Source organism: Fibrobacter intestinalis (assembly GCF_900167415.1).
Lineage (GTDB): Bacteria > Fibrobacterota > Fibrobacteria > Fibrobacterales > Fibrobacteraceae > Hallerella > Hallerella intestinalis.
The window spans coordinates 1-26,322 of record NZ_FUWU01000016.1 but is presented as its reverse complement, the minus strand read 5'-3'; the positions used below and the strand labels follow the sequence as shown (position 1 = coordinate 26,322).

Below are 26,322 nucleotides of genomic sequence, written 5' to 3'. Positions count from 1 at the left end.
TTTGAATATGGCAGAAGAAGATCTTTGTCCTTGCGGTTCCGGAAAAAAATACTCCGAATGCTGCGAACCGATAATCAAAGGCACCATCCTCGCTCCGACGCCGGAAGCCCTGATGCGCTCCCGCTACACCGCATACGCCAAGCATGAAGTCCGCTGGCTCAAAGATTCCCTGGAACCCTCCCAGCAAACCGACTACGACGAAAAGAGCGTTGAAGAATGGAGCAAGCGTTCCCAATGGCTCGGCATCCAGATTCTGCAAACCAAAACCGAAGAAGAAAAAAATATCGGCTGGGTGGAATTTATCTGCAAATACAAGCAGGGAAACCTCGCCCGGGAACATCACGAACTTTCCGAATTCCACAAAGTAAAGGGCGCATGGCTTTTCTACGATGGACGCGCGGTAAAGCCCTCGACCATTCACAAGACCACTCCCGACGTCGGCAGAAACGATCCGTGCCCCTGCGGTTCGGGACTCAAGTACAAAAAGTGCTGCGGCAAGGACAAATAAAATGTTCAAAATTTTCGTTGACGGCGAAGCCGGCACAACAGGGCTGCAGATTTACGAACGCCTAGCCAAACGCCAAGACGTGGAAATTCTCCGCATCCAGCCGGAATTGCGAAAAGATCCTGCGGAACGGGCGCGCCTTATCAATTCTTCGGACGTGACCTTTCTCTGCCTGCCCGATGCTGCCGCCGTGGAAAGCGCGGCACTCTGTACCAACCCGAAAACGAAAATCATCGACGCCTCCACCGCCCACCGGACAAACCCGGATTGGGCGTACGGCCTTCCGGAACTTTCCTCGGATTTCCGAAAACAAATCGAAAGCGGAACACGCATTGCGAATCCGGGATGCCATGCGACGGGATTCATTTTCGGCGTGTATCCTCTCATCGCTGCGGGTTTGCTCCAAAAAAGAGCCGATCTCGCTACTTACAGTCTGACCGGCTATTCCGGCGGCGGCAAAAAAATGATCGCTTCCTACGAGGCGGACGGTGCACAGCAATCGCACCCCGGGGAATCCCCACGACTTTTTGCACCGCGACCTTATGCTCTGGGGCATCACCACAAGCACCTGCCCGAAATGCAAAAAATTTGCGGCTTGGAAAATGCGCCCCTTTTCAATCCGATTGTCGGGCCGTTTTACAAGGGCATGGCGGTTTCCACGGCGATTTTCCCAAGTTCCCTGACCAAAAGTGCCACGGCATCGGACATCCAGAGCATTCTCGCCGAGCATTATGACGGATCCCGATTTGTCAAAGTCCTTCCCTACGAAGAAGAGCCCGTTCTCGATGCCGGTTCGCTTGACCCGACGGAATGCAACGGGACAAATGAAGCGCACATTTACGTTTTCGGAAAGGGAAACTCGCTACAGGTTACGACAATCATAGACAATCTGGGCAAAGGCGCTTCGGGAGCGGCGATTCAGAATATGAACATCGCGCTCGGAATCGACGAAAGCTCCGGACTCGTTTAAGCCCTTTTTCAGGAGTGCGGCGTTTTACCGCTTTGAATCCGGGAGCGCGAAAAATTCAAAGGGGGGACGATTTCCTGAATTTCCGAAAAGTTCAAGGGAAAACATCTACCCAGGAAAAAGGAACCTTTTCAAAACTTCATTTTTGCCACTGGCATTGCGACGATATTCTCTTTTATCGCCTGTGGGGATGACTCTTCCTCTCCCCCGGGAAAAGCACCAAAAGCAACCATGCGTTCCATCTGGAAAATGTGGACGACCTGCCAAATTGCACGGACAATCGCGATGGGGACGCGGCTCTGGTGCTTTCGTAAAACAGCCATTACCTTTGCAACAATGGGAAAAACCGTCCGACATCGAGGACTTATAGGAGAAATCTTCCTGTTCCCGCAAAGAAATTTCCAGCAGCTCCGTATCGGCAAGTTTCTCATCGGATGACAGGGAAAAGCAGATACCTGCGCCAAGTACGACCCTCTCTACCTGTGAAACGCGGCCATAGACAGTGCCGGGATTTTCAGCAATGGAGGGAAAGAGTGCGGGAATGGCATTTCTTGCAGCCCCAGCGAAATGGTCCGCGGCGTTTGCCCGGAAGGCTGGATTTGCCTAGCAAAAGCGAGTTCAATACGTTGCTAGCTACCGTTGGCGGTACAACTATTGCCGGTAAGGCGATTTCCGGTCGGAACATCGGAATGGTATGGACAGCTATGGATTTTCCGCACTCCCTACAGGTTATCGCAGTAATAACAGCAGATTTTTAATGCCGGCAGCACTTACATTTGGATAGCCCTTTCCAACGGCAAAATCTATGTATAGCATGAATTTCAACCATTTCGACAAGATAAGCTTGAACAACAGCTATAAGGACAGGGCGATGCCGATTCGTTGTCTCCGGGACTCCTGTTTGTAAAATCTAAAGTCTGCTTCGGAAAGGCCAAAGACCTTCCAACTCCAGCCTAGCTATTTGCCGGCTACCCCTCCCGCACAAGCCACTCGCCGATGGTGCGCTTTTCGCTGTCGAAGCTGGCCCCGATCTTGTAGAGCTTTTTCGGGTTGCCGTCGGTGCCCGGCGTCGCGGTATAGGGAATCAGGTAGCCCCTGGAGTCGATCTGGGCGAGGGCGTCCTCCGCGGTCCCGCTGCCGTCTAATTTGAACTCGAACACGTAAACGCTGTCGGCGGTCTCCACCACGGCGTCCGCACGGCCCGCCGCGCTGCATTCCTCGGCACGTACAACGTAAGGGGTGCAGAGCTTGAATATCAGGAACAGCACCGTCTTGTAGTGGTTCTCGTCCTGGCGTTCCGCGTTGTAGGGGATGGAACTAAGGAACGCGCGGATTTGCGCCATGGCGTCTTCCAGCCGGTTCTGCCGGAAAGATTTCGTGAAGCACAATATAAAGGAGTCGTTGTCCACCACGTCGTCCTTGGCGTAGTAGGGCATCAGCGCCTTCAGGAACCCGAGGCGAACCTCGTCGTTGGGAAAGCCCAGCGTATAGGAAAAACCGTCAAAGCCCTTGATGGTCAGGTAGCCGCTCTGGTAAAGCATGGGGATGGGGTTCGTCGCCGTCTCGGTGGGAGCGTCGAACATGTCCAGCGTGGCGTCGAATCCGCCGTCGAAGGGCTGCGGGTCCACCTTGTAGCGGCTCATGAGCTTTGTCAGGACCGTGGGCGTCCCCGTCGCGAACCAGTAGTTGGCGAGTTCCCCGTCGCTAAGGGAATTGATGAGGCTGAAGGGGTTGAACACGTCCGGAGAATTCTTGCTGAAGTGGTAGCCGTCGTACTTCTGCTTCAGGGCTTCGCAGGCCTCGTCGTAGCTCATGCCGTTCTTGCCCGCGAGAGCCTGGATTTCCGGCTGCATCTGCGTGAACACCTCCTCCTTGGTGATGCCGCAGATGCCCGCGTATTCGTCGTTCATGGTGATGACTTTCAGATTGTTCAGCTCGCTGAAAATCGACAGCTGGCTGAACTTGCTGATGCCGGTAAGGAAGACGAAGCGGAGGATGCCGCCCAGGTCCTTGAGGGGGCTGAAGAGCTTCCGCATTTCTTCCTTGAGGGTTTGCTGGAGCTCCGGGTTTTCCATGGAATCCAGGAGCGGGGCGTCGTATTCGTCCACCAGGACCACCGGCTGCACGCCGGCGGATTCGTAGGCCGCCTTGAGGAGGACTTCGAAGCGCGTCCCCCACGCGGAAGCCTTGGACGGAGCGAGGCCATACATTCGTTCCCATTCCCCAAGCTTGAGGTTGAGCGTGTCCGCCAAATCTTGTTCTTTGACGAACTTGTTCCCCGCGAAACTCAGCTTGAATACCGGATGTTTTTTCCACTCGGTTTCGAGCTTTTCCATGGCTAGGCCCGCGAACAGTTCCCGGCGGCCTTCGAAGTAGCATTGCAAGGTGCTCACCAGGAGCGACTTGCCGAACCGGCGAGGACGGGACAAGAAGTAATAATCCTCCGAATGGGCAAGCTTGTAAATCAAGTCGGTCTTGTCTACGTAATACTTGCCGTCTTCGCGAATCCTTGCGAAATCCTGCACGCCGATGGGGAATCTTTTCAAAGCCATAAGGACAATATAACAAAAAAGCCGCCTTCGAAATTTTCTCCGCTAAGGACGGACAAAAACAGGCTTTCCCCTTTTCTCTCATTTTTAAAGAAACCGAAATCATTTCAAATTCCAGTTTCCAGAACAAATACATATAACCCGGCGATGATGACGAATTTTCCGATACGCAAATCAGAAAAACAAATAGGGAGCGAAAGAAAGGAAGGAAGGAAGGAAGGAAGGGAAAATCAAGTCTTTAGCTTATCAAATTTCGCAAAGGGCTAGTTTCATCGTCTAGAAATACTAAATTGCGGATGAAATGCAATACAAACGCATTGACATATTCAAATTTCTCTTTTGCCCTTTGCATCATAGCGCTACATGCAAAAATTTCTTCTTATTTACCGGAAGCTCTTGGATTCTTTGTAGAGCGATCCATTTTCAGATTGGCGGTCCCATTCTTTTTCTTTACTTCCGTTTTTTTCTTTTGCAAAAAATTTCTAGACAAGGAGCTCTCTAATCGCCAAGTCACTTTTCAGTACATAAAACGGCTCGCAATTCCCTTATTTTTCTTCGAAAGCATCAACATTTTGCTAATCAACCTAAAACTGATCATTAAAAACAAATTCACTTTAGCATTCTTCCTGAAAGACTCTCTTGAACACATTGTTTTTTATCCCTATGGCGCGCTGTGGTTTATCCAAGCCTGTATCGTAGGAGCTTTGATTTTATCTCCATTCTTGGCCAAGAAAAAAATAGTGTTATCCGTTTTTGCAGGATTCATCTTGTACACATGGGCATTACTTTGTAACAATTACTATTTCCTATTAGAAGGCACAGAATTACAAAAAATTGTGGATGCTTACATGGATTTTTGCCTGTCGGCAAGAAACGGTATCTTCGTCGGTTTTCCTTTTATGGCTCTAGGGGCGTTTTCGTTTTATTACAGGACGCGCATTCGCCAAAAATTTTCACCTTTTCTGATAGCGTCTTTTACATTTCTGCTCTATTTCCTATATCTCTTGGAAATCAGGGCGATAAGGCATCAAACATCTATCGACGACTCCGCATTATACATTTTGCAATTATTCTTCATCCCCTCTTTTTTCTTTTTCATTTTAGAAAAACGAATTTCATTGAAAGAAACGACGACTAAGCTGCTCAGAAATTTATCCGTCGGCATGTATTTTTTACATCGCCCCTTGTTTCTGATGATGGAATTTACAACCGCGTTTTGGGGATTCAGAAATACGCCCCTGATGTATTTCTCTTTTGCGGCAATTTTGGGGTGCGCCATTTGCCTAATCGATTACAAAAGAGTCGGAAACGGCAAGTCCTTGCTTCGGTGATTCTCCAACAGTAAACGCCCGAATAGGAAAAGGCGCTAGACAAAAAATCGGAGCGTTCAAAAAGACTTTTGCGAAACCATGCGAGATTTTTGAAGTCCTCGCCTTGCGGGCGAGGAGCTGCCAAAGGCTGCTTTAGACCTCACAAACGGGAGTCCCGGAGGCAACGAACAGAAAACCCGAGGACACGGTCTCGTCGTCGGAGCAGAAGTTCCAGGAGTACGCAATGTAGCTGCGGTACTCCGTAGAACTCCAGAAGGTCGCGTCCTTGCCGGCGTTGAGGTAATCGCCATCGCCATTGCGGTAGCCCGCTGGCAACACGGAAAAGCCGTATTCGTCCGTGCCGTTGCCATCATTGTACCAGCCACTGGTGGACTTGAGCTTCAATCCGGCGACATCCTCTCCGCCGACAGCCGTGATCAGCGTTTCCCATTCCGCATCGCTGGGCAGGTGCCAGCCGTCCGGACAAGCTTGCATGGCCGCGGCCCAAGTATAGAGCCGACCGTATTTATGGCAGTTGGCTGGTTTATCTTCGTAGCAATAGCTATTCGCCGTTTCGTAGTTCAAGTTCTCCGCCATCCAGGTCTGGTTCCCTATTTGGACGGTCTTGTAGGTCTGACCGTCGCGGGGTCGGTGAACGTGCCTTTTGAGCCACTTCCGGCGAAGGCGAAAGCGGCGGCGAGAGCGATGAATAGTAGTATGCGGTTTTTCATTTTTGATTTCTTCCTTGGTTTGAAATTTCTGCATCATTTGGGAGTTTGCGTTCTTTGCGACTGCCACGATGAGCCGGGGGGTGGCGGCCTTGCCTACGGCTAGGCCGCAGCTAGGAGCGGGGTCCCTACCCCGCTAGTCCGAGTCCCTGAGGCAACGCACGGAATACCCAGCGATTTTGGGACCGCCATCTAGGTACACGTCCTCGTGCTCGTTGCTGAAGCCCCAGCGGTACGCAATGTGGTCGTAGAGTACCGAAAGACCCCAGAAGAGTGCGGTCTCACCGGCAACCCCATAGTCGCCCATTGAACCGCGGGCACCCGCTGGCAACACGGAAAAGCCATATTCGTCCGTGCCGTTGCCGCTTTTCCCTTCGCTATCGTCCCAGCCTCTAGTGGACTTGAGTTTCTTGCCGGCATCGGTGTAATAGCGGAGCGTCACGTTCGTGTTTAAAAAGCCGATTGTCTCTTCCTCGCGATACTCTCCGCCCACGGTCTCGAAAAGCGTTTTCAATTCATTATCGCTAGGCAGGTGCCAGCCGTCCGGACAAGCTTGCATGGCCGCGGCCCAAGTATAGAGCCGACCGTATTTATGGCAGTTGGCGGGCTCGTCGTCGTAGCAGTAACTGTCGTCCGTTTCGTAGTTCAAGTTCTCCGCCATCCAGGTCTGGTTCCCTATTTGGACGGTCTTGTAGGTCTGACCGTCGCGGGGGTCCGTAAAGGAATCCGTGGAGGAACCGCCTCCGGGAGCGCCCGTGTCCCGGCACTTCTTGATGGTGCGGCCCTTGTACTCGCTCTCCGTACAGACCTGCTCCGCAGAAGCGAGCCCGACGAGGGTGAAAAGGGCGAAGGCTGTGAAGAGGTATCGTTTAATATGCATCTGGTTCTCCTAGCGCTTTTGCGCTTTTTTCGCCTTGATGAGCAAATCCAGCAATTGGTTGCGGTACTTGCCGACGGCGAGTCCCTGGGCCGCGCGCATCGCATTATCGGTAACTTTCGCATGCGCCTGCAGCAATAGTTTAATTATCTTGATATCGGCTTGATTTTTTATCGCCACCTCCAAAGGATTGTCCCACCAGGAATTTTCGGGATTCACCTTGTAACCCCGTTTGAACAGCTGGACAAGGACTTTTTCGTTCGGGTTATTCTTGATGGCGACCAGAATCAGCGTATTTTTGTCCCGATCGCTGTAGTTCTCGTCAAGCCCCATCGACAAAAGCGTTGCCGTTACCGCCGGATTCGGGTTGTTTGCAACCGCATAAAAAAGCGCATCCCAGTTGTTTTCGTTTTTGGGGATCAAGGTTACATCGGCGCCATGCCTGACCAACGTGGTCAAAATAGCCGGATTCGCATTCTGTTTTGCCGCATAAAGGAAGGGAGTCCAGCCGTTGCGGGTCATCGCATTGACCATAGCGCCCCGTTTGACCAACACATCCACAATCTTCGGGTCCTTAGACAGGGCGGCAACCACATGCAAAGGGGTAAATCCATCGCTACCCACTTCGTTCACATCGGCGCCCCCGTCAAATGCCGCCAAAACGTCTTTGACGCTCAATTCCGAATTTCTGCAATAATCAATAAAGGAACCATGGAACGGAACGACCGCCCCGTTCTTTTTTAGCAAAGCCGTCATGGCGTCCGACTTGGCGCTTTCGATAAGCGCTCCTCCATTGGGGAAATTGTCGTTGACATTCGCCTTCGCCGCAATCAAGATTTTCGCCATTTCTACGTCGTCGTTCAACACGGCGATTCCCAAAGCAAAGCTTTCCTTCACAGGTGCTTTCGCCTTGATAAGCATCTTGACCATTTCCGCTTTTCGATTATCAACGGCGAACTCCAAAGGGGTCAGCGGTAGTTCAGAACTCTCTCCATTAGAAAATGTTACCGTTATCGAAAGGCCTACATCTTTTTTTAGGTCGGGTTTTGTGGACAGGGCTAACTTCAGCAATTTGGCATTGTCCGTCAAAATGGCGTATACCAACAGGCTAAAGGGTTTCCCCTTCCATTGCAACTCATCCATTTTTACTTTGGCCTTCTGGAATGCGCCGGTAATTTTTGATGAAGCGAGCTTCCCATCCATGAAATAGAGGTAAAAGGAGGTTCCCGCGGAATCGACTTCATTGGGCGAAATTCCCTTGCCGAGAGCCGCTACCACCATTTCTTCGGAGAGCAAGCCCCGTTCGTAATATTGCACCGCCGATTGCCAGAAAGTTGCCTCGTCATAAGACCCTTGCTTCAGCTGCGCTTTCCAGTCCTTGGTCGCCTTCCAGATTTTTGGCGCATAAGGCGAAAGGGAATCCAGCGTGCGCAAAAAGGGGCTGCTCAACTTTGTGACCTTTTTCTCGCCCTGTTTGAAAGTCTTGGAGAGAATGACTCCGGGACGAGCGTCGGCAGCGAGGAGCGCATCGACAACTTGATCGATTCCCGGCACAAACAAGGCATAATCCAAAGCGTTCATGCCATTCAGTGCCATTTCGTTTGGCGAAACTCCCGCCTTTAGAATCGAATTGACCAAAGCGAGTTGCGTTCGGCGTTTTTCTCCGTAATATTCCCGCAAAGAGGCATCGGTCGTGTCTCCCGGATAACTTTCCGACAAAGCATACATCAGCACGTTTTTTCCGTTCACATCTGTGGCATGGATATTCGCTCCCTTCGAAAGGAAGAAGTCGAACGCTTGCCGGTTCAGATTTTCGGCAGCCCGGAGAAGAAGCGTCGTGCCGATGGAATTTTGCAATGCATCCGGATCGCTGTCGCCTACAGCCGAAGCGAGGGCCTGTCCGCAAGCCTGCTCGTTCCAACGCTTGAGAATGCATATTTCGGACACTTTTTCAAAATCCGAAAATTCCTTCTTACGGCATTCATTCGCTTTGCTTTTGGAAGCGGAAAATTTCTTTTTCCAATCATCGAAGCATTGTTTCCAGGAGTCGGCATTGAAAAGCCCCTCCTTCGGCAAATTGCTTGGAGCTGTCACATCGCGAAACTGAGCCAAGCAAGTGTTCCTTTCCGCAAAATAGGAGCTGCTTACCGAGCACGGATTCTGCCCCAAAGCAAATGCAGCTGCCCAAAAAATTACAAATGTAAAGAGTCTTTTCATTTTCAACGTTTATTCCTTTGTTTTATCTTTTTCTGCAACGATTTTTTCAAGGTGCTTGACGCTGCGCTGCAAGGAGAACAGCAGCAAAAGAATCCCGATTACAATGAAAAGAGCCAATCCGGTCATCGCGACAATTCCCGAAACAGGCATTGCAGCTCGATGCTTCAAACGTGCCGCCGCCGCTTCAAACTTTGCTTTCGATACTTCCGATTCATAGGAGCGTTCACGCCTTTTATTTTCCGCAACGCGATCCGAAGCTTCCTTGATATAGGCGTCATAGAAACATTTTAGATTGTTGACGATATTGGAGCCTACATGCAATTCATTCAGCACGAGGAAACGATCTGTAGCTTTCGCCCATTCCCCGCTCACATCCATATCGATATCGATTTCCTTATAATAGGCCCGCGCTGTTTTGAATACATCCAGCCGTTTGGAGCCATCCGCGATTTTTACCAATTCCAAAGCTTTGAAAAGGACCGGCTTTCCACTTTTCGGATTTTTTTCCATGAAATTTTCGAAGACGGCAAACAAGCTTTCCACATTTTGAGAGGCATCTTCATTACCCGCATTGCCGATGACGGAATCAACCGCCGCAAAAATTTCAAAGGTTTCCGTTACGGCGTTCATGTCCTCCGCACGTCCAAGCCAATTGATGGACGTCTCGTAAATTTGCAGGCGGGATTTTTCCGCATAGAACATCAAGTGCGAAGCCTGCTTATTGACGATTTCCTGTTGGACAGCGCTGTCGCACGGGAACCATTGCTGCATTTTCGCCCGCACATTTTCGGAAAATTTGGAATCGATATCGCCATATTCATAGCACCGGCTGGGATAAATAAAATCGCCCCAGTCCCCATATTCATAATAGCCTTCGCTTTTGTCGCAAATATTCTTGCGTCCTTTTTTGGAAAAAGTAACGTTGGGAAGGGCCGATGCCAAATTGGCGAGCGAAATTTGAGGCCTTGGGCAAGATTCCGTTTCTATGGCCGCAGACGTTGTACGCTTTTTCGGTTTGGATTGCACAGGTTTTGCGCAAGACAAGACCTCTTCCGCGGTAATCTCCCTCTGCGAAAGCATTTCCGGCTTATCCACGGAACGTTCAAATACGGGGAGAATGGAGTATAGGAAAATAAAGAATCCCGCACAAATTGCAAGGATACCTACCCATGAAACGATGGAGAAAAACAGGTGCGAAAAAGGAAAGTGATAGCCTTCTTCGACCTTTTCGAGCATCGGCAACGGCTTGGCAAGCCACTTTCTAAGTGTTGATGGGATTTTTTTGAGAAATGCGAGTATGTTTTTCATTTTTTTTCCTCTGGTTGATGAATTTGTAAAAATCATTTCGTTATTTTCCGCAGGCGTATTGGAACCTTTCCGCCCTGGAAATCAAAGAACTCTGCGAAAAATTTTCCGAACGCGGATTGATAGTCAAAACATAGCGGTCGAACCGGTAATTCAGTTCCGTCACCTCGCCCAAGAAATTCTTGATGGCATGTCCCCGGATCCCGCAAAAATTCAGGCCGGCATCCCAGACCTGCTTCGAATAGATTTCCCACGTCTTTCCGCAATACGGTCCGGTCAAAAGGTCAAAAGCCGTATAATTCCAAACGCCTCTCTTCGGGGCGTAAAAATACATACTGTAGGTCCAGTGCCCAACTATCCGCTTCGCCCAATGGGTGTTGCCTTTACTTCGCGCATAAGAGGGCCCCATTTTTTCGCTCGCATAGGCAATGAAAACGTCCCCGTCCAGATTTTTCGGAATCAGGTAGAAGGAATTCCAGAACTCGTCGTAATCTTCCAGTCCGTTCGACTTGCCGATTTGAGAGAGCAGCCGAGCGATTCTCTCCGGATCGTCCCGCCCGGCATCCTGCACAATGAAAAGATATTCGTTCGAACGGTCTCCCACGATGGTATAGCTCCGCTGTTTCGCCGCGGATTTTTTGGTTGCGGGAACTTCAATCGTTACGCGGTAGCCGCCAAGCCTATCGTATGAAGTAACAAAATACGGAATTTTCTCTTCGACCTCATACTCGCCAGTCGCCAAAATATCGTCCGCGATTTCGGAAGCCAGTGCCTCGGCATTCTCGCCGGGTTTCAGATTCACAATTTCAAATGTCACCTGGTCGCCGTATAGATTATCGACCAGCCGGATTTCGGCAAAGGCGTTCCCGTGTTCGGCAAAATAGGAAAGCTTCACGCCGCGGGGCAAATCCGTTGAAAGGCCGAGAGAATAAATCTTTCCCTTATCCGTCAAATCCAAATTGACCAAATTCATTCTGCCGATGTAGAATGCGTTTGAACCGGGAACTTTCCGAATGGTGGATAGGATAGACCGGGGAACGTCCGGGGTTTCCGCCGGGATGCGTTGGCGTTCCTCTTGCATATAGATTTTCCGATTGGCCAGATTTTTCTTTTCCTCCTCGGACAAGTCGTCGAAAGAAAATATCTCGCCCTTTTCCATTTCCATGGAAGCGAGATGCTCCCGGAAATTTTCGGCTTCGCCCTCGGTTCGAAAGGATTTTGTCACGACATGGAAATACCGGTCCTTGTCCTCGCCTTTTTCGACCACATAGGAAGGGATTCCCAAATCGGCCAGATGTTCGACTATCTTTTGCGCCTGATAATAAGAGCGTTCCTTTTTGACCGAGATGGCATAGGGCTTTTTTTCCGAGACCTTTTCGACTTCAACGCATCCCGCCAATACGCCAAGAATAAGGCCTGCATAAAGGATGACGAATATTCCCTTTGCAAAAACCCGGAAAATTTTATTCTGTAAATCGTTTTGCCGCATTCCCCCAAACGCGTTTTCGCCGTCACAGGTAAAAAGGGCTATTTCAGGAAGTTCAAAAACATTTTTTGATATTTTCACAACACTAAAACATAAAAAAAAAAACAGATTGTCAAGACATTTTGAAAATTTTTATTTTCGTTCTAATTTGCACATTTTTATCATCAAACCACCCGTAGGCGACAAGCTCTGCGCCCCTTTTCAATCCGATTGTCGGGCCGTATTACAAAGGCATGGCGGTTTCCACGGCGATTTTCCAAAATGCGCTGACAAAGAGTGCCACAGCAACGGATATTCAAGACGTTCTCGCCGAGCATTATGACGGATCCCGATTTGTCAAAGTCCTTCCCTACGAAGAAGAGCCCGTTCTCGATGCCGGTTCGCTTGACCCGACGGAATGCAACTGGACAAATGAAGCCCACGTCTATGTGTTCGGCAAAGGAAAGTCCATTCAGGTTTCCGTCATCCTGGACAACCTAGGCAAAGGCGCATCCGGAGCAGCCATTCAAAATATGAACATCGCTCTTGGAATCGACGAAAGCTCCGGACTCGTTTAAAATCGCACAACAAGCGAAACGTTCAAAAGCTGCCGAGAAAATCTCGGTAGTTTTTATTTTTCGTCAAAACTCGATTTTTGGGACTTATATACAAAACTCCACCCGATTTGCTTGGTTGGTGTGCTTCGACAGGCTCAGCAACCGGTTGTCGAACCATGGTTAGGGATTAGGGGTTAGCGACTAGTGATCAGTGATTAGTTGGAAGTTGGAAGTTGGGAGTTGGGAGTTGGGAGTTGAGGGTTGAAACTGACAACTGAAAACTAATAACTGACAACTGAGTTTCCCTTGTGAAAAAGAAATCCACACTTTGAAAAAATTTTTAATTGAGAGCATTTGGTGGAAGATCATATATATTTCCCAAAAATTTCTATCATTTTTGGAGCTTATACCTATACCTCATCAAAAGGTTTTCATGAAATCCATCGAAGTCGTCGCAGGCATTATCGAAGACAACCACAAGATATTCGCTACGCAACGTGGTTACGGGGAATTCAAAGGGACATGGGAATTCCCTGGAGGGAAAATCGAACCCGGCGAATCCCGTGAACAAGCGCTGGCCCGAGAACTAAAGGAAGAATTGGCCATTGACGTTTCGGTCGGCGATTACCTTTGTTCCGTAAACCACGATTATCCGAATTTCCATTTGTTGATGCACTGCTTTTTCTGTAAAATCATCGGCGGAAAACCGACTTTGCTAGAACATGACTCCGCAAAGTGGTTGGGCGTTCAAGACTTCCGTTCCGTCGAATGGCTTCCGGCAGATCTTTCCGTCATCGACATTCTCGAAAAACAATTTTCCACTTCAAATCGTTAATTTGCATTCATTTCAAACTTTTTGCGTGAGGCATGCGGAGGGAGGCGCTTGCGCCAGTGCGAAGCACCGACTGGAAGGTAGCCCGTAGCTCGCCGACCCGGCAACATTTTCCGCTTTTGATTTTGCCGGGGCACGCCCGAATTATTTTTTTGACCAGCAATCCCGTTTGCACCAAAGATGCAAGCAAAAATTCCCCGTCGCGATATTTGAAAATTTATCGGGCTGATTGGATTCGAACCAACGACCTCTTGAACCCCATTCAAGCGCTCTACCAGACTGAGCTACAGCCCGCAACATTTGCAAGCGAGACAAATTTACATTCGCTTCGCTTTTTTTGCAAGGGGAAACTATAAATCGGGCGCAATTATCTACTTCCAATAGCCGATAATCAGCACTTCCGGCGTTGCCGCAGGAAACTTCCGGCTGGAAAACGACACGATTTTTGACAGGCTTTTCTGCTTCGATTTCGGATCCCGGACAAGCCCGCGAGTGGACAGGGTGATTTTCAGCCCGGGAATCTTGCCGTTTTCCTGAATGGAATCAAAATTCGACACGTCCAAAGAGACTTTCTGGATTTTAACCGAAAACTCCGAAGCCTCCGAGGAAAGCGACAGATCCGGCAGGGTTTTCAAATCCGTGCACCACACATAAAAAGTCCATTCCCGCTTTTCGCCAGCGGAATAATACCCGGCATCAAACATTTTCTCGCTGAACAGGAAAGGTGCCACAGCGGTTCCCTGAAAGGCAGTCGGATGCGGATTTCCCTCGGCATCCACGACGACGACGGTATTGGCAAATCGGCCTTCCAGATTTTTTGTCGAGAAATCCAGCTCGATATTCACCGGCTCGCGGGGCTTTACCGACTTGGGAAACCTAAAATTTTTGCAGCCGATCCCCTGGCAAAGCACGGTTTCGATATTCACCGTCTTTCCGGAAACATTGGCACCGCTGAACTTTATATGGCGGGATTCCCCTTGCGGAATTTCGCCCAATTCGTAAGGGTCCGGGACAAATCGGAGCACATCGTCCGCCAGAACGAATGCCGCCATGGCACACAAAATCGCAAATATCTTTTTCATCGCTTTCCTCGTTTTTTAGCGAATGTAGAAAAATCGTCCGAAAAAAGCGCGCCCGCAACTGAGCGGCTTTCAAAAATCCAGTTCGCTTCCTTTTCCATGAGCACTGCAAATAGATGTTACAAAGGCAATTAAATTTGCCTCTGACACTTCGGATTCAAGCCCCGCATATCGTCTTTGAACAAGCAGCCATCTTCCGTATTGTGGCTGCATTTACAAGCCTACACGTATGCGCCTTCTTGAAAGCCGTATCAAAGCGGAACGTTTCGTGCCCAGATTCCAAACACCTTTTGCATTCGTCGGCCATGGCAAAGGCTAAATTTTTTTATGAGGATTTCCAGAAATCATTGCCATTTTCATAAGTTTCCCGCTTTTTGGCGTAGTATAAGAGCCGTATCATTAGTCAAAGTGCGCATAGGTACTGTAAACCCTTTTCGTCTCGGGACACTTCGCCAAGAAAATTTTTACGGCAACTTAAAATTCAAACAGTTTATCAGGGAAATTTGTAGAGTTGCGCAACCTCAAAACTTCAGTCAGTACAACAGCCTCTACACCATCGGCACTGACCACAACCTTCATCGATTTGAGAGAATTATCTGCATTGTAGGTAAAGAGGGTTTCTACCGGTTTGCCATCATTCTCTGCAAAAACCTTTTCAATACGTTTCTTCTTTGCATCGTAGTACAAAGTTCCTGAAGTTCCCTTAATGGTATAGATATTTCCTTCGAATCTTTTTGGGGTCTGCCAAGATCCAGAATCCAGTGGGTTGAAATTGGTATACTGCATCGCATCCAAAACTTCACCATTGTATGGAAGAACCTGGCTTTTTCCTGTATTTAAATCGACAACCTTCATGCGATTTCCGTTGACAACACTACGCTGGCTCATTAAAGGCATCTTGATTTCTGAATATATTTTTGAGGGACCCTTACAAACCATGTAAATTGTTATGCTCTGCGGTTGCGTCAAGGTCGTTGAAATAGTCGTTTTAATATTCATTTCAACGGAATCGCTCGCAAGGGGGCTCTTTTTCAAATCCGCCTTGACCTGTTCCAATGTCAATGCATTGGAAATCACAACGGCAAAAAGAAGAAGGGGGGCTATTCGTCTCATCTTTAATCCTTTATGCAGCGGATGGACATACCAAAGGAGTGTGGTTGTATTGCGACTCTATCATAAGAAAACGATACAGATTTTACAACCAAAGGATTCGTTAATGTTTGCGTCCAAAAAAATGAATATAGATTTATTTCAGCAAATCGATGTTTGCTATAAGATTCCTCCTCAGCTTTACCATAAAATTGCCCACCAGGTCTAACAGAAAATCCACATTCATCTGAACTCCGCAATCCCATCATCCATAAAGAGTCAGACCTCAATAGTGAGATAATTTCTTTTTCATTATCCCATCCACCAGCAAGATTAATCATTTTATCAAATTCTTCAAATTTCGGCAAATGCCATCCTGTTGGGCATACCGAGTCCACTTTATCATAATCAAGGGGGAAATCCTTCGCTCCTAACGAATACAACATTCCATAGATTTCGCAATTAGCCTCATCATTATCATAGCAAACGCTATACTCCGTTTTGTAATTCAAATTTTCCGCCATCCACACTTGATTGCCAATGGTGGTGTATTTATATTCTTGGCCATCCCGTTCATCCACAAAGGTTCCGCGGTTGGGCATGCCATAGACGTTCGTCCCTTCGGCTGGGCATACCTTGTCCGCATCAAAATCGTCTCCGGCATCCGTGGCGCAACCTGCAAAAAAAGCAAGGGCAAGGGTTAAAAAGATTCTTTTCATAAACGACTCCTTATTTGAAGATTTTCCCCTGACCTGCGGAAAGTTCCTTTGCAAAATCTGCAGGACTAGAAGCAGACATATCGTAGGTGGCGCAATACACATACCCTTTTTGACCGACAATTTTTGTTTCGATATAGTTTCGCAATTCCTCATTCCAACACCCTTGGCTAGATGAGTTATTGGATGCATCGAGAAGCAAATACAGCGTCGTAAGACCTGGCTCCATAACCGGAGCTGCACAAGGGAAAACGACGAGTGATAAAAGAAGAAAAACAAGTCTACGTACGAAACACTTCAAAGAAACCAATCCTCTATTTATTTTTTAAGCAGCGAATGGACGCAAATCTTAAATCTCTACGATATCTACTGAATTCTATTTCTTGCGCATAAGATTTAATTTGTACATAAATAACATTTTCTTGATCTACGTTTTGTGCCCACATATTCGCAGAAAATCCTCCATCATACCTTCCACTGGAAGGCTTCAAATCAAACCCGCAATCATCTGTTGCGCTTACACCTTCACCACGGTTTAATTCCTTCCATCCTCCTGTGGTAGAACGCAAACGTGCACAATCGCCGCCCATCTTTTTTATCAGAGTTTCCCACTCTTCCTGACTTGGCAAATGCCAACCTGTAGGGCAGGCATAATTGGCTGCATACCAGTTGTAGCTCCACCCATTTTCTGCACAATTGTCCTCTTCAGAATCACAACTGCTTGATGCTTTTTCCGTCTTACCTGTAGATGGTTCAACAACTTCAACTCCATCGATGTAAAAGTTCATATTCTGCGCCATCCACACTTGATTGCCAATGGTGGTGTATTTATACACCTGACCATCGCGTTCATCCACAAACGTTCCGCGACCACTTTCGGGGCAGACTTTTGCAGCATCAAAGACTTCAGGTTCCGTGCCTTTGTCAGAGCAAGCCAACAATAAAAGCAAAAAGAAGACTAAAAAAAAAGATGGTTTTCGTAACAACTCTTAATTACGGGAAAAGATAAAAATTATCACTACTGTCCAAAGCAAACAACTATTCGATAGTGCAATAAAAATCATCTTTTCCAGGAGGCATCTTGTCCGAGGGCGCACCCGCACAGCCCCGCTTTCGATTTCACGACAGCACGATGCACTACCCACTATCCACACAAATATGCCCCCCCCTGAACAGCAAGTGCGCCACCCTGAACTTGTATCAGAGCCTGTGTGCGGGAGTTAAAACCTAGTGGTTAGTGTTTAGTGGTAAAAAAAGCCGAAAACGCAGTTCCGAGTTTTTCGCTATTCACTACCCACTATTCACTATTTCCCTGCAAATGAGATGCCGAAATAAATTCGGTATGACGCGGACGGTTGTAAAAACGCTGAAAAATTTCCAGCGGGACTTTGGGGCCCATAGGGACAATTCGTCTAGGGAAAACAAGTTTCCAAGACTCATGGGTAAATGTAAAAACGCCGAAAATCTCTAGGCGGATCGTTTGCTGGCTCCGCCGGCCAGGTGCTGAGCTTGTCAAAGCAATCGGTTCTAAAAAGCCCCTTTCATTTCATCATAGGCTCGATTCAGGACATTCATCCATGCAGCGTATTTTGAATTATTCATTTTCCATTTCCCTGTCGCTTCTGCATCCCATTTATTCCCCGCATCGGAAGTGCAAATCAAAGATTTTTTAGCCGTTCCGTTTCCAAATTTTCTACAACAAAACTGCCATCGTTAATTTCATTAAGTCGATTTTTAATTTGTTCAATCAAAGAAAGCATCCTTGCACTATTCTTTTTTTCCAATTCCTTATCAAACCAGCACGCCATATTATGAGTGTTAAACTCATAGCAAGAAGAAAAAAGGTCGCTGCACTCAAGATTCCATGGGACAAGTATAGAATCATTATCAATGACATCAATCCCTGTCATTGGTTTTCCTGTTTGAACATCAGAAATCCAAATGGGACCCTGCAAATAATCGAGTTGGATTTTTATCACTTCTGCTTTTATTTCAAAGTTTCTCCATCATTCGATTCGGTCATTGTGTAGCCTCTTCAAGAATTTAGCTTTTGACGCCACGTTGAAATTTTGTTCAACAAAGCTTTTCCCATTTTACGGCAAATCATTTGATTCTCTGCACATCCATGCGGCTTCCCTTTTTGCAACCGCCAGCCCATTTACTATATTTGGGGCAAATTTGTTATCAACCCAGAGGTACATCATGTCCGACAATCTGTCCGTTCTCGGCAAAGCCCGCAAGGCTTACCAGCCGAAACTTCCAGTAGCCCTTCGCGAAGGAGCTCTCAACGTCAAGCTCAACAAGGGCAAGGCAACCGAGTCCGTCCGCGACCAGAAAAAAATCAAGGCCCTTTTCCCGAACACCTACGGTGCTCCGTATGTTTCCTTCAAGGCGGGCAAGGCGGCGGGAAACGCCAAGCCTATCAATGTCGGCGTTGTCCTTTCTGGCGGTCAGGCTCCCGGTGGACACAATGTTATCGCGGGCCTTTTCGACGGCATCAAGAGCATCCACAAGAGCAGCAAGCTTTTCGGTTTCCTCGGCGGACCTTCCGGACTCGAAAACGGCAAGTTCATCATTATTGACGGCAAGGTGATGGACGCCTACCGCAATACCGGCGGATTCGATATCATCCAGTCGGGAAGAACCAAGCTGGAAACCGAAGAACAGTGGCAAAAATGCCTGAAGGTCGCCAACGAGCAAAAGCTCGACGCGATTGTCATCATCGGCGGCGACGACTCCAACACGAATGCGGCCGTTCTCGGTGAATATTTCCAGTCGCAGAATGCCAAGTGCGTCGTTTGCGGTTGCCCGAAAACCATCGACGGCGACTTGAAAAACGAATACATCGAAACCTCTTTCGGCTTCGATACGGCTGTCAAGACTTACTCCGAACTGATCGGCAACATCATGCGCGACGCCAACTCTGCGCAAAAATACTGGCACTTCATCAAGCTTATGGGACGTTCCGCTTCCCATATCGCTTTGGAAGCCGCCCTGCAGACCCATCCGAACATCACCCTCATTTCCGAAGAAGTGAAGGCGAAAAAGATGAAGCTGAAACAGGTCATCAAATACGTCGCCGACATTGTCGCCGCCCGCGCCGCCGACGGCAAGAATTTTGGTGTCGCTTTGATTCCGGAAGGCCTTCTTGAATTTATTCCGGATGTCGGCGTGCTGATTTCCGAACTTTCCGAAGCCCTCGCCCATCACGAAGCCGAAGTCGAAGGCCTCGATACCGCAGCCAAGGTGGAAAAACTCAGCCAGTGGGTTTCCAAGTCCTCTGCCGAAGTTCTGAACAGCCTTCCGGCATTTGTGCAAGCGCAGTTGATGCTCGAACGCGACAGCCACGGCAACGTCCAGGTTTCCTTGATTGAAACCGAAAAGCTCATCATTGAAATGGTGAAGAAGGAACTCAAGAGCCGCAAGAGCTTCAAGGGCAAGTTCAGCGCCCTCAATCACTTCTTTGGCTATGAAGGTCGTTGCGCCGCCCCGTCGAATTTCGATGCGGACTACTGCTACAGCCTCGGCTACACCGCTGCGGTTCTCGCCAACAACAAGATGAACGGTTACATGAGCTCTGTTCGCGACCTGACCAAGGGAGCTGACAAATGGGTTGCCGGAGGCATTCCTATTACCATGATGATGAACATGGAACGTCGTCACGGCGAAGACAAGCCGGTGATTCAAAAGGCCCTCGTCGAACTCGACGCCGCTCCGTTCAAGTTCCTCGCCAAGAACCGCGAAGTCTGGGCGAAGACCGAAAGCTACAGCTATCCGGGTCCGATCCAGTATTGGGGTCCGAGCGAAGTCGCCGACCAGATGACTTACACCATTCGTCTGGAACGCGGCGCAAAAATCAAGTAATCTACAGATGTTACGAAAATGGGACTCCTTTGGGAGTCCCATTTTTTCTGCATAGACAACATCCGAAATCGCCAAGTCTGCAAACGGAAACGGATTCCCCGCCTGTTATTTTTCTTTCTCCGTTTTGTCGGCAGTTTGACTTTCCCCGATTCTTTTTTCCGCTTCCATCTGCCGCAGTTCCTGAATCATCGTTTCAAGATCACAAGAGGGATCATCCGCCGGGAAATGGAATGCCGGAGACGGATTTGCTTGTTTCAGCTCCCGTTGATTTTCTTCTTCAGCGTTTTTCCATTTCTCCTGAAATTTTTCCGCAAATTCTTCGAAATTTTTACTCAAGATGCCAACAACACATGTATAGCGGGCCAAAAAATTTCCGCCTTTACCGTGAATTGCAGAGCGGCATTGCGGGCAAACGGCCTTCCAGCAGCAAGCACCGGAAAGAGGCGAGCCAGAAATCCAGCGGATTAAAGCAGGGCTGCCGCATGAACAAGGCTCTTGGAAAAATTCCTTTTCCCAAACTTCAAGAAGCCTTTTCAAATTCAAAAAAATTTCCAGACGGGAACTGCTGACCCAACGCAAACTCGATTTATGGAGCGGACCTATATAAGCGCCCCCTCCATCCACCGCATAGGAGACATCGATAGTCGCATACCGGGGCGTATTTTTTATCTTTTCCCGATTTCTCCAAATCAAATCCAAATTTTCATAGAGCAAATCCGCTTTCCGTTTATTTATCTGGGCTTGGAGCTTTTGAATTTCCTGAAAATCTTTCTTGTTTTGTGTTATGGTTTCACTTACCCAAAACGCGCCCTCTTCTATCATCTTGTTAAAGACGGCAAAAGAAGTCCGCCGATTTTCCTTTGAATGCAACATATCCGCTATGGATCTGGAATCATCAAAAACTATACGCGCCATAAAGCCTCCCTTTTTATTTGTTTATGCGTATATGCAAATGTTTGCATATAATATAAAATAAAAACCGACAAGAAGCAAGAGGAAATTCCATTTTTGGGAAAAGGAAATCTATAAATCCTCCATTAAATATCCGCTATTTGATTTTTTTCAATGCGGGAACTTTCTTTTCAAAGAGAGAACTTCTTTTCAAATGGAGCATTTGCTTTCGCAAGATGAATTTTCTCGTAGGCCGCGAGATGCACGCCTGCCCATGAGAAATGGATTTTGGCTTGCAACCCCTGATCACCAACTTGCTTACCTCGCTCCTTGGGAGAGACTTCAAAAGGCTTGGAGAAGCGAAAATGGTTTCGTCCTAAAAGTCCGCCCCCCCCCAGCACGCCGATTTGAAAATCGTACAAAAAAGCACCCATCCTTCTATCCAAGAGGACGGGTGCCGCTTATTCGAGACGACAGGTTTTTCCTTCGCTCGCCACTAAACCGTAAAGGTTCTTATTTCAACTTTTCCGAAGAAAGCAGCCATTGAGAGCTGTTCACCCGGAGAATCGTTCTGCCCGCCGAGCGAGTTGCCGCCTGACGCACAGCGGATTCCGAAACAGGAAGCCGACTCTGCCACAGAAGATGCCCATTCAAATCGAAAAGCATCGCCTTTCCGCGATGGGAAAGAATCGCCCGCTGCCAAGAAATTTTCGGCGGCGCCATCTGCGGAGCGATTCCCGTTTTTCCGCCGATGGCCAGATAGATGTAAGCCGTAATCTTTGTCGAATCACCATCGGTTTCCCAGCCCTTTACCTGAATGGTATAGACTCGCGGAGAAAGTTCCGTCGAATCCGTTAAGGGCGTTACCGTAAGAATCGATCCGGAGAGTTCCGCCGAGAGCGCATTGTTCCCCACCTTGAAAAGCTCGTAAGAAAGCGGGTCGTTTTCGGGGTCCGAGAAAATGGTGTCCAAATCAATGGACACGACAAAGCCCGACAATTCCAGGACTTCGATCGTATCCCGAACCGCGCGAGGCCTATCATTGACCGAATCCAAGGCCACGTGAATTTTCATGGAGGCGATTCCCGAAATGCTGTCGGTAGCAAAAACCGTCACATAAGCATCGCCACAGGAATCCTTGACCGAATAAATGTTCAAAATTCCCGCAGCCGAAAAAGTCGGATTCAGTTTGCCGTCATCGCTTTTGGCGCTGAAGTAAAGCTTCTTTTCCGAGCTGAACCAAGACTTCACTGTAGCGGCGGAGAATCGCAAAGACGACGCGAAATCTTCACGGGCGGTCGTATCGACAAGGGCGACCAGCACTTTCGGCATATTCAAATTCACATAGACCTGCGCGACTTCCGAAGTGTCTCCTTCGGCATTCACGACGTAATACGAGAAAGAATCCGCCATCCAAACGTCCGTAGGCGTGTAGATTAACGAACCGTCCGTCGCCAATTCAACCGTTCCATTCCGCGCATCCGTTTTCAGATAAGCCGAAAGAACCGTTTCTCCATCCGGATTGAAATCGTTCACCAGCACACCCTTCTTCGCCGAAACGACCAGCGAGGAATCGGAATAACCGTAGATGGTGTCGTTTACAGCCACCGGCGGATCGGCGACCGGATTGACCGTCAAAGTAAAGAGGATTTTGGCGGTATCCTTTTTATCGGTCGCATAAATCGTCACCGTCGCTTCGCCATTCTGATTGGAGCGCGGAGTGATTAAAACCGCATACTGGGAAGACAGCGAAAGCAGTTCGGCATCTACCGTGGAATCCCCGTAAGCACCCACATCCAACTTGTCGCCATCGACATCTTTAATCTCCAGAGCGGATTTTGCAAAAGAAATCGTTTTTTCTTCCGCATCTTCATCGATTTCCGCATTGCTGAAGAGATCCACAATGGACGAGTCCAGAATGGTTATCGCCGGAAGATCATTGATGCAAGCGATTTGAATCGTCACCGTCGCTTCGGCACTTACACCAACCGAGGAACGAGCGTCTTTCAACGAATACTTCCAGGAATCTTCACCGCAATAGTCGGCTTCCGGAGTATAAGTGAATGCACCGGTTTCTTCCAAAACAAGGATGCCGTGCGCAGGCTCCATATGCGCATTCAAGTCGAAATCCGCTCCGTCAATGCTGAAGTCGTTCAAGTAAATGCTTTCTTTCAGCGGAACGGTCAAAACTTCGTCTTCCTTCATGCTGTAAACGTCATCCACTGCTGTCGGCGGGTTATCGACATCGTGCAAACGAACGGTCATCGACAACGAGACGGAATACTGGCCATCCGTCGCCGAGAGGTAGAGAATGGTAGAGTCGTCGCTATTCGCTTTCGGCAAGAAGCGGAGCGTATCCGCCAAGCTGAATTCCTGTTGGGAATTGAGCAGAGTCAGCACGCCGCTGGTCAAAATTTTTACGGAAACCGCCAGATCGTCGCCGTCTTCGTCTTCAAAAAGTTCTGCAAGCACCAGTTTCAGCGTATCGGTCTCGTCGAGATTCAGCGTGGAATCGTTCAAAGCTTCACCTTGGGCGGTCAAAACCGGCGGATTCGTAATGCAGGAGTCCGACAAAATGAACTCCGCAATTTCAATCGTGTTCGAGCTTACATCGGAAGCTTTGGCATGAGATTCCTTAAAAGCGAACTGCACACCCATCTGCTTTGCCGCATTCCAACTTACCGAAGTGCTGGATTTCCAGCCTTGCGCCAAATCCGCAAAAGCGATAAAGGATTTTTTGTAACCCTTCGCCGCGACAAGTTCCGCTCCATAATAATTATAATCCGTAATCGTGGACTGCTTAAAATCCACTCGGAACGGCGCAGTCGCCCGATAGGTCATGCACACGCCCTTGTAGGAAGCCAAAGAAATCGCCACGTCCTGATAACTCGCATTCTGCTGCCAGCCAAAACCAAATCCCGCGCTATTGGATTTGGAACCCGCCGTAACCGAAAGCTCCGCCGACTTGACAATTTCATCCGCCGAATAATTGTACGAGGATAGCGACCCATCCGCCGGATCCGCATAGCCATACCAATAGGCAGGGACCTTCGTGCCGTCGCCCTCCGAGTTCCACACGACATCCGTCGCCGCAAAAACTGCGCCGACAGCCAGAGCCAGACTGAGGATTATTTTTTTCATTGACTTCTCCTTTCAAAACATTGCCGAAAAAGATAGCAAATCGGATGTTTTTTGCAAGTTTTATTGGCGAGATGTGTCCGCAGCTTAATCCCAAATGTCGGCGGGCAACCGGGAAATGTCCCGAAAATCCAATTTTTGCAAAGAGGATGGATTCACCGGCGAAAGCTTGGCGAGCGGTTTTCCGGCCCGTTCGATTACGATCTCTTCGCCTTTCAGTGCCACCTGGTTCAGCAAATCGCCAAATCCCTTGCGCGCTTCCATTGCCGATACGATTTTCGCCGTCATTCCAGAACCTTGTCCTTGATGACCAGATCCACCCGGCGATTTTTCTGGCGGCCTTCCTTGGTGGAATTATCCGCGACCGGGACGCTCATCCCGTAACCTTTGGAAACCAGACGGGAACTGTCGATTCCCTGCGCCACCAAAAAATCGAGTACGTTCTTCGCCCGCTGCTCCGAAAGCTTCATATTGTGTTCCGCAGAACCCGTATTATCGGTGTGGCCTTCCACGGAAACGTGCAGTTCCTGATAAACGCTGAGGATTCCCGCCACCCGGGCGAGGCTCGTCTTCAAATCGGATTTGAGGGTCGCCTTATCCACGTCAAACAGGATGTCGGACATCGAAAGGATAATCCCCCGCGCGTCCTCCGTGACCTGGATGAGCTTGGATTGCAGTTCGTTCAGCTTGTTCTTCGCCTCGTTCTGTCGGGCTTCCGCCTTGGCGCGTTCCTCCAAAAGAAGACGGTTCAGCGAATCTTCACGAGCTTTGGCTTCTTCGGCCCGAAGCGCTTCCCGGGCTGCGGCAGCCGTCATCGCAGAATCCATAGCGGAATTCGTCTTGGCGAGCCTCACGCGTTCCCGCTGCAAATCCTCTTCCAGCCCCAGAGCGCGCCCGCCCCGAACCTCCGCGATTTTTTCCTGGATGCGCCGGATATCGCCACGCACCTGCGTTTGCTTTTGCCGCTTTTCTTCTATCGCCAAACGGTTTTTCTGCGAAGCCATCTGGTTTTCGATGATTCGCCAATACAGCTGGCAAGCGGAATCCTTTGACGCAAGACGCGGACTTTTCGGATTCTTCGCCCTTAAAGATTCTACAGATTCCGCCAAAGCACGGGCTTCGGCAATCGTCAAGCGAATTTCCCCGGAACCCGCCGGGAGAGTCCGTTCCAAAGAATCCAGTTTTTTCAAGTAAGAACGCGAAGGCACGGAATCGGGCTCCGCCGCAAACGCCAGCCCCAAGAGCAAAAAAGGAAGAGTCATCCATAAACATTTCATTGTGCGGCTTCCTTTCCCTGGGTTTCATTTTCCAGCACGCTCTGATACCATTTTTGCAATTCCTCGTCGCCCTTTAATTCCCGCGCCGCAGATGAATCCGCCAAAGCGGTTTCCTTCGCTTCCTGTTCGGCAAACGCCAATCGATAATGCAACCGGCTGCGTTCCGCCGCATCCCACGCGGCATCGCTTTTTCCTTCTTCCGCAAGCTGGCGGGCAATCGCCAACTCGCTATCGCCCTGCACCACCGCCGCCGACTGGATTTTTTCCGTCTTGGCAGCGCGCCCCATTCCCTCCGCTTCCGAAATGGAAGCCGAGAGCAAATCCTTGTTCCCCGCACAGCCGACGAACCACATCGCCAGCCCGCACCATAAAATTTTTTTCCGCATAGCATACTCCTTTTGTGGATAGAAAAATACAAATTCCCCAAAGCTCGCAGAAAAAGTTTCCGTTCCAAGTTCCTTCAGAGCAAGGTGCAGGAGATGCGGCGTCCCTGTAGCTTGGAAGAAAAAGCAAAAAACGGCAAGGATGCCGTTTCTCCAAATTTTCCAACTAACCTCTCATCACTAGCCACTAACTTGCTTCAGAGATGCGTCACCACGCTCCTTGGGTGGAGCGAAACGATTATAAGCAACTCGAGAGGAATTTTGTACATAAGCCCCAAAAATTTCGTCCGGAATTCTTCAAAGCCCGCAGTCCGAAACTAGAGCCTTCTCTTAAGACTTTCGATTTCCGCAAGGGATAGCCCGGAATACCTGGCAATCTCGGCTTCGGTCAGCAAGTTTTCCCGCAGCATCGCCGTGGCGATTTCCCGTTTTGCAGACAGGGAGCCTTCTGCGCGACCAGTCGCTAACCCCGTAGCAAGTCCTTCCTTGCGCCCCCGCAGAACGCCGTCGGCGATGCGCACATCGATTTCGTCCTGAGTCACCATTTCCTTCGCCTGCTCCTTCAACAGTTCG

Annotated in this window: 22 protein-coding genes, 1 tRNA gene and 3 pseudogenes; 6 read left to right on the top strand and 20 right to left on the bottom strand. The window is 49.0% G+C overall.

All coding sequences use genetic code 11. The features are described from left to right. Positions 1-7: 7 nt before the first annotated feature. Together B5D40_RS05940 and argC are read left to right on the top strand one after the other, a co-directional pair. Positions 8-508 carry a YchJ family protein gene (locus B5D40_RS05940; RefSeq protein ID WP_073303734.1) on the top strand — a complete coding sequence of 167 codons (501 nt, stop codon included), beginning with the start codon at positions 8-10 and terminating at the stop codon, positions 506-508. A 1-nt stretch (position 509) separates the two neighbouring features. After that, on the top strand, positions 510-1,475 hold the full coding sequence (gene argC / locus B5D40_RS05935) for an N-acetyl-gamma-glutamyl-phosphate reductase (RefSeq protein ID WP_078776179.1): 966 nt from the start codon (positions 510-512) through the stop codon (positions 1,473-1,475). 965 nt (positions 1,476-2,440) lie between these two features. Here argC and B5D40_RS05920 read toward each other — a convergent pair. Further along, a complete protein-coding gene (locus B5D40_RS05920; protein ID WP_078776176.1) occupies positions 2,441-4,024 on the bottom strand; it encodes an ATP-binding protein in 1,584 nt (527 codons plus the stop codon). Positions 4,025-4,317: 293 nt separating this feature from the next. Between B5D40_RS05920 and B5D40_RS05915 the strand changes: the two genes are divergently transcribed. After that, positions 4,318-5,352 (top strand): acyltransferase family protein, encoded by a 1,035-nt coding sequence (locus tag B5D40_RS05915; RefSeq protein ID WP_078776175.1) that lies wholly within the window; start codon positions 4,318-4,320, stop codon positions 5,350-5,352. 132 nt (positions 5,353-5,484) lie between these two features. Here the strand turns inward: B5D40_RS05915 and B5D40_RS05910 are convergent, their stop codons facing one another. From B5D40_RS05910 to B5D40_RS05890, 5 genes and pseudogenes are all read right to left on the bottom strand, one after another. Beyond that, positions 5,485-6,099 (bottom strand): fibrobacter succinogenes major paralogous domain-containing protein, encoded by a 615-nt coding sequence (locus B5D40_RS05910; protein WP_233134258.1) that lies wholly within the window; start codon positions 6,097-6,099, stop codon positions 5,485-5,487. Between the two features lie 96 nt (positions 6,100-6,195). Next, positions 6,196-6,783: pseudogene (locus B5D40_RS05905) on the bottom strand (fibrobacter succinogenes major paralogous domain-containing protein); the annotation flags it as partial. Between the two features lie 165 nt (positions 6,784-6,948). Next, a complete protein-coding gene (locus B5D40_RS05900; protein ID WP_143394408.1) occupies positions 6,949-9,153 on the bottom strand; it encodes an ankyrin repeat domain-containing protein in 2,205 nt (734 codons plus the stop codon). 9 nt (positions 9,154-9,162) lie between these two features. Continuing rightward, the gene (locus B5D40_RS05895) at positions 9,163-10,461 is read right to left on the bottom strand and encodes a hypothetical protein (RefSeq protein WP_078776172.1); all 1,299 of its coding nucleotides are present in this window, start codon (positions 10,459-10,461) and stop codon (positions 9,163-9,165) included. 40 nt (positions 10,462-10,501) lie between these two features. Then, entirely contained in the window at positions 10,502-12,025 is a 1,524-nt protein-coding gene (locus B5D40_RS05890; RefSeq protein ID WP_078776171.1) for an SPOR domain-containing protein, read from the bottom strand. Positions 12,026-12,147: 122 nt separating this feature from the next. Between B5D40_RS05890 and B5D40_RS05885 the strand changes: the two are divergent. Beyond that, positions 12,148-12,501 (top strand): annotated as a pseudogene (locus tag B5D40_RS05885) (N-acetyl-gamma-glutamyl-phosphate reductase); the annotation flags it as partial. 412 nt (positions 12,502-12,913) lie between these two features. Further along, positions 12,914-13,315, top strand: a complete 402-nt coding sequence (locus B5D40_RS05880; protein ID WP_078776169.1) for a (deoxy)nucleoside triphosphate pyrophosphohydrolase — start codon at positions 12,914-12,916, stop codon at positions 13,313-13,315. A gap of 217 nt (positions 13,316-13,532) precedes the next feature. On the opposite strand, the gene B5D40_RS05870 is transcribed toward B5D40_RS05880, so the two are convergent. From B5D40_RS05870 to B5D40_RS15250, 7 genes are all read right to left on the bottom strand, one after another. Next, positions 13,533-13,606, bottom strand: a tRNA-Pro gene (locus tag B5D40_RS05870). 77 nt (positions 13,607-13,683) lie between these two features. Then, entirely contained in the window at positions 13,684-14,394 is a 711-nt protein-coding gene (locus B5D40_RS05865) for a DUF1573 domain-containing protein (protein WP_078776167.1), read from the bottom strand. Between the two features lie 471 nt (positions 14,395-14,865). Beyond that, a complete protein-coding gene (locus B5D40_RS05860) occupies positions 14,866-15,504 on the bottom strand; it encodes a hypothetical protein (RefSeq protein WP_078776166.1) in 639 nt (212 codons plus the stop codon). Between the two features lie 2 nt (positions 15,505-15,506). Continuing rightward, positions 15,507-16,199: an FISUMP domain-containing protein gene (locus B5D40_RS05855; protein WP_158222119.1), complete on the bottom strand. Its 693-nt coding sequence runs from the start codon at positions 16,197-16,199 to the stop codon at positions 15,507-15,509. Between the two features lie 10 nt (positions 16,200-16,209). Next, on the bottom strand, positions 16,210-16,497 hold the full coding sequence (locus tag B5D40_RS15600) for a hypothetical protein (protein WP_158222120.1): 288 nt from the start codon (positions 16,495-16,497) through the stop codon (positions 16,210-16,212). A gap of 13 nt (positions 16,498-16,510) precedes the next feature. After that, positions 16,511-17,146: an FISUMP domain-containing protein gene (locus tag B5D40_RS05850; protein WP_158222121.1), complete on the bottom strand. Its 636-nt coding sequence runs from the start codon at positions 17,144-17,146 to the stop codon at positions 16,511-16,513. 708 nt (positions 17,147-17,854) lie between these two features. Continuing rightward, positions 17,855-18,175, bottom strand: a complete 321-nt coding sequence (locus tag B5D40_RS15250) for a hypothetical protein (RefSeq protein WP_143394409.1) — start codon at positions 18,173-18,175, stop codon at positions 17,855-17,857. Positions 18,176-18,398: 223 nt separating this feature from the next. On the opposite strand from B5D40_RS15250, the gene B5D40_RS05840 reads away from it, so the two are divergent. Beyond that, on the top strand, positions 18,399-20,060 hold the full coding sequence (locus B5D40_RS05840) for a diphosphate--fructose-6-phosphate 1-phosphotransferase (RefSeq protein WP_078776162.1): 1,662 nt from the start codon (positions 18,399-18,401) through the stop codon (positions 20,058-20,060). A 105-nt stretch (positions 20,061-20,165) separates the two neighbouring features. Here B5D40_RS05840 and B5D40_RS05835 read toward each other — a convergent pair whose 3' ends face one another. The 7 genes and pseudogenes from B5D40_RS05835 to B5D40_RS15595 all read right to left on the bottom strand — a co-directional run. Next, positions 20,166-20,975: a hypothetical protein gene (locus B5D40_RS05835; RefSeq protein ID WP_143394410.1), complete on the bottom strand. Its 810-nt coding sequence runs from the start codon at positions 20,973-20,975 to the stop codon at positions 20,166-20,168. A 167-nt stretch (positions 20,976-21,142) separates the two neighbouring features. Next, complete coding sequence (locus B5D40_RS05830; RefSeq protein WP_078776160.1) at positions 21,143-21,385, bottom strand: hypothetical protein; 243 nt, start codon at positions 21,383-21,385, stop codon at positions 21,143-21,145. Between the two features lie 79 nt (positions 21,386-21,464). Then, positions 21,465-24,092 (bottom strand): Ig-like domain-containing protein, encoded by a 2,628-nt coding sequence (locus B5D40_RS05825; RefSeq protein ID WP_078776159.1) that lies wholly within the window; start codon positions 24,090-24,092, stop codon positions 21,465-21,467. An 84-nt stretch (positions 24,093-24,176) separates the two neighbouring features. Continuing rightward, complete coding sequence (locus B5D40_RS05820; RefSeq protein ID WP_233134259.1) at positions 24,177-24,377, bottom strand: type II toxin-antitoxin system Phd/YefM family antitoxin; 201 nt, start codon at positions 24,375-24,377, stop codon at positions 24,177-24,179. After that, on the bottom strand, positions 24,374-25,366 hold the full coding sequence (locus B5D40_RS05815; protein ID WP_233134260.1) for an OmpA family protein: 993 nt from the start codon (positions 25,364-25,366) through the stop codon (positions 24,374-24,376). Before B5D40_RS05815 ends, B5D40_RS05820 begins: the two co-directional genes overlap by 4 nt. After that, a complete protein-coding gene (locus B5D40_RS05810; RefSeq protein WP_078776158.1) occupies positions 25,363-25,752 on the bottom strand; it encodes a hypothetical protein in 390 nt (129 codons plus the stop codon). Before B5D40_RS05810 ends, B5D40_RS05815 begins: the two co-directional genes overlap by 4 nt. A gap of 314 nt (positions 25,753-26,066) precedes the next feature. Further along, positions 26,067-26,322, bottom strand: a pseudogene (locus B5D40_RS15595) (hypothetical protein); the annotation flags it as partial.

Bases quoted from the DNA above. Each gene is read 5' to 3' on its own strand.
- B5D40_RS05940 (WP_073303734.1), top strand. From the start codon at position 8: ATGGCAGAAGAAGATCTTTGTCCTTGCGGTTCCGGAAAAAAATACTCC.
- argC (WP_078776179.1), top strand. From the start codon at position 510: ATGTTCAAAATTTTCGTTGACGGCGAAGCCGGCACAACAGGGCTGCAG.
- B5D40_RS05920 (WP_078776176.1), bottom strand. From the start codon at position 4,024: ATGGCTTTGAAAAGATTCCCCATCGGCGTGCAGGATTTCGCAAGGATT.
- B5D40_RS05915 (WP_078776175.1), top strand. From the start codon at position 4,318: ATGAAATGCAATACAAACGCATTGACATATTCAAATTTCTCTTTTGCC.
- B5D40_RS05910 (WP_233134258.1), bottom strand. From the start codon at position 6,099: ATGATGCAGAAATTTCAAACCAAGGAAGAAATCAAAAATGAAAAACCG.
- B5D40_RS05900 (WP_143394408.1), bottom strand. From the start codon at position 9,153: ATGAAAAGACTCTTTACATTTGTAATTTTTTGGGCAGCTGCATTTGCT.
- B5D40_RS05895 (WP_078776172.1), bottom strand. From the start codon at position 10,461: ATGAAAAACATACTCGCATTTCTCAAAAAAATCCCATCAACACTTAGA.
- B5D40_RS05880 (WP_078776169.1), top strand. From the start codon at position 12,914: ATGAAATCCATCGAAGTCGTCGCAGGCATTATCGAAGACAACCACAAG.
- B5D40_RS05865 (WP_078776167.1), bottom strand. From the start codon at position 14,394: ATGAAAAAGATATTTGCGATTTTGTGTGCCATGGCGGCATTCGTTCTG.
- B5D40_RS05860 (WP_078776166.1), bottom strand. From the start codon at position 15,504: ATGAGACGAATAGCCCCCCTTCTTCTTTTTGCCGTTGTGATTTCCAAT.
- B5D40_RS05855 (WP_158222119.1), bottom strand. From the start codon at position 16,199: ATGAAAAGAATCTTTTTAACCCTTGCCCTTGCTTTTTTTGCAGGTTGC.
- B5D40_RS05840 (WP_078776162.1), top strand. From the start codon at position 18,399: ATGTCCGACAATCTGTCCGTTCTCGGCAAAGCCCGCAAGGCTTACCAG.
- B5D40_RS05835 (WP_143394410.1), bottom strand. From the start codon at position 20,975: ATGGCGCGTATAGTTTTTGATGATTCCAGATCCATAGCGGATATGTTG.
- B5D40_RS05830 (WP_078776160.1), bottom strand. From the start codon at position 21,385: ATGGGTGCTTTTTTGTACGATTTTCAAATCGGCGTGCTGGGGGGGGGC.
- B5D40_RS05825 (WP_078776159.1), bottom strand. From the start codon at position 24,092: ATGAAAAAAATAATCCTCAGTCTGGCTCTGGCTGTCGGCGCAGTTTTT.
- B5D40_RS05820 (WP_233134259.1), bottom strand. From the start codon at position 24,377: ATGACGGCGAAAATCGTATCGGCAATGGAAGCGCGCAAGGGATTTGGC.
- B5D40_RS05815 (WP_233134260.1), bottom strand. From the start codon at position 25,366: ATGAAATGTTTATGGATGACTCTTCCTTTTTTGCTCTTGGGGCTGGCG.
- B5D40_RS05810 (WP_078776158.1), bottom strand. From the start codon at position 25,752: ATGCGGAAAAAAATTTTATGGTGCGGGCTGGCGATGTGGTTCGTCGGC.